At 53.9% G+C, this 2,770-nt stretch carries 2 rRNA genes (1 of these 2 only partly in view); both read left to right on the plus strand.

The features are described 5' to 3' along the window. A 23S ribosomal RNA gene (locus tag ACGFZ2_RS34250) occupies positions 1-2,540 on the plus strand (it extends 340 nt beyond the left edge of the window). Positions 2,541-2,610: 70 nt separating this feature from the next. Next, positions 2,611-2,726, plus strand: a 5S ribosomal RNA gene (gene rrf / locus ACGFZ2_RS34255). Positions 2,727-2,770 lie beyond the last annotated feature (44 nt).

Here is a 2,770-nt window from a genome sequence, read left to right on the forward strand (position 1 = left end):
CATTTCAGTGAAGACGAGTAGGGCGGGGCACGTGAAACCCTGTCTGAACATGGGGGGACCATCCTCCAAGGCTAAATACTACTGACCGACCGATAGTGAACCAGTACCGTGAGGGAAAGGCGAAAAGAACCCCGGAGAGGGGAGTGAAATAGAACCTGAAACCGTGTGCGTACAAGCAGTAGGAGCTCCGCAAGGAGTGACTGCGTACCTTTTGTATAATGGGTCAGCGACTTACTGTTCGTGGCAAGCTTAACCGTATAGGGGAGGCGAAGGGAAACCGAGTCTGATAAGGGCGCATAGTCGCGGGCAGTAGACCCGAAACCGGGTGATCTAGTCATGCCCAGGGTGAAGGTGCGGTAACACGCACTGGAGGCCCGAACCCACTCCCGTTGCAAAGGTAGGGGATGAGGTGTGATTAGGAGTGAAAAGCTAATCGAACCCGGAGATAGCTGGTTCTCCTCGAAAGCTATTTAGGTAGCGCCTCATATGTATCCTCTCGGGGGTAGAGCACTGTTATGGCTAGGGGGTCATCGCGACTTACCAAACCATTGCAAACTCCGAATACCGAGACGGACTGTATGGGAGACACACGGCGGGTGCTAACGTCCGTCGTGAAAAGGGAAACAACCCAGACCCACAGCTAAGGTCCCAAATTTTGTGCTAAGTGGAAAACCATGTGGAAAGGCACAGACAGCCAGGAGGTTGGCTTAGAAGCAGCCACCCTTTAAAGAAAGCGTAATAGCTCACTGGTCGAGTCGGTCTGCGGGGAAGATTTAACGGGGCTAAGCAGTGAACCGAAGCTTGGGGTGCATACTTTGTATGCGCGGTAGAGGAGCGTTCCGTAAGCCGTTGAAGGTGGATTGAGAAGTCTGCTGGAGGTATCGGAAGTGCGAATGCTGACATGAGTAACGATAATGCGGGTGAAAAACCCGCACGCCGAAAGCCCAAGGTTTCCTTGCGCAACGTTAATCGGCGCAGGGTGAGTCGGCCCCTAAGGCGAGGACGAAAGTCGTAGTCGATGGGAAGCAGGTTAATATTCCTGCACCTCGCGTAAGTGCGATGGAGGGACGGAGAAGGTTAGGTGTACCAGGCGTTGGTTGTCCTGGGGAAAGGCGGTAGGTTTGGATCTTTGGCAAATCCGGGATCCTTTAAGACCGAGCACCGAGACGAGCCTTTATGGCGAAGTCACTGATACCACGCTTCCAGGAAAAGCTCCTAAGCTTCAGCTTACGCAGACCGTACCGTAAACCGACACAGGTGGGTAGGATGAGAATTCTCAGGCGCTTGAGAGAACTCGGGTGAAGGAACTAGGCAACATGGCACCGTAACTTCGGGAGAAGGTGCACCCTTTTTGGTGGCTCGTGCGAGCTATAGCTGAAGAGGGTCGCAGTAACCAGGCCGCTGCGACTGTTTATCAAAAACACAGCACTCTGCAAACACGAAAGTGGACGTATAGGGTGTGACGCCTGCCCGGTGCTGGAAGGTTAATTGATGGGGTCAGCCGCAAGGCGAAGCTCTTGATCGAAGCCCCAGTAAACGGCGGCCGTAACTATAACGGTCCTAAGGTAGCGAAATTCCTTGTCGGGTAAGTTCCGACCTGCACGAATGGCGTAACGACAGCGGCGCTGTCTCCACCCGAGACTCAGTGAAATTGAAATCGCTGTGAAGATGCAGCGTTCCCGTGGCAAGACGGAAAGACCCCGTGAACCTTTACTATAGCTTTACACTGAACGTTGAGTTCGTCTGTGTAGGATAGGTGGGAGGCTATGAAACTGTGGCGCTAGCTGCAGTGGAGCCATCCTTGAAATACCACCCTGTCGTGCTTGACGTTCTAACCTGGGCCCATTATCTGGGTCGGGGACCGTGTATGGTGGGTAGTTTGACTGGGGCGGTCTCCTCCTAAAGAGTAACGGAGGAGCTCGAAGGTACGCTCAGCGCGGTCGGACATCGCGCACTGTGTGCAAAGGCATAAGCGTGCTTGACTGCAAGATCGACGGATCAAGCAGGTAGGAAACTAGGACTTAGTGATCCGGTGGTTCTGTATGGAAGGGCCATCGCTCAACGGATAAAAGGTACTCCGGGGATAACAGGCTGATACCGCCCAAGAGTTCATATCGACGGCGGTGTTTGGCACCTCGATGTCGGCTCATCACATCCTGGGGCTGTAGTCGGTCCCAAGGGTATGGCTGTTCGCCATTTAAAGTGGTACGCGAGCTGGGTTCAGAACGTCGTGAGACAGTTCGGTCCCTATCTGCCATGGGCGTTGGAGATTTGAGAGGGGCTGCTCCTAGTACGAGAGGACCGGAGTGGACGAACCTCTGGTGTTCCGGTTGTCACGCCAGTGGCATTGCCGGGTAGCTATGTTCGGAAGAGATAACCGCTGAAAGCATCTAAGCACGAAACTTGCCCCGAGATGAGTTCTCCCTGACTCCTTGAGAGTCCTGAAGGAACGTTGAAGACTACGACGTTGATAGGTCGGGTGTGTAAGTGCAGCGATGCGTTGAGCTAACCGATACTAATGAACCGTGAGGCTTAACCTTACAACGCCGAAGCTGTTTCGGCGGACGAGAGACAGAAGATTTTCAGCCTGATACAGATTAACAGAATTTGCCTGGCGGCTTTAGCGCGGTGGTCCCACCTGACCCCATGCCGAACTCAGAAGTGAAACGCCGTAGCGCCGATGGTAGTGTGGGGTCTCCCCATGTGAGAGTAGGGAACTGCCAGGCATCAATCAGAAGAACCCCGTACCGAAAAGTGCGGGGTTTTTTGC

The sequence above is a fragment of the Micromonospora sp. NPDC048063 genome (assembly GCF_043202855.1).
Lineage (GTDB): Bacteria > Actinomycetota > Actinomycetes > Mycobacteriales > Micromonosporaceae > Micromonospora.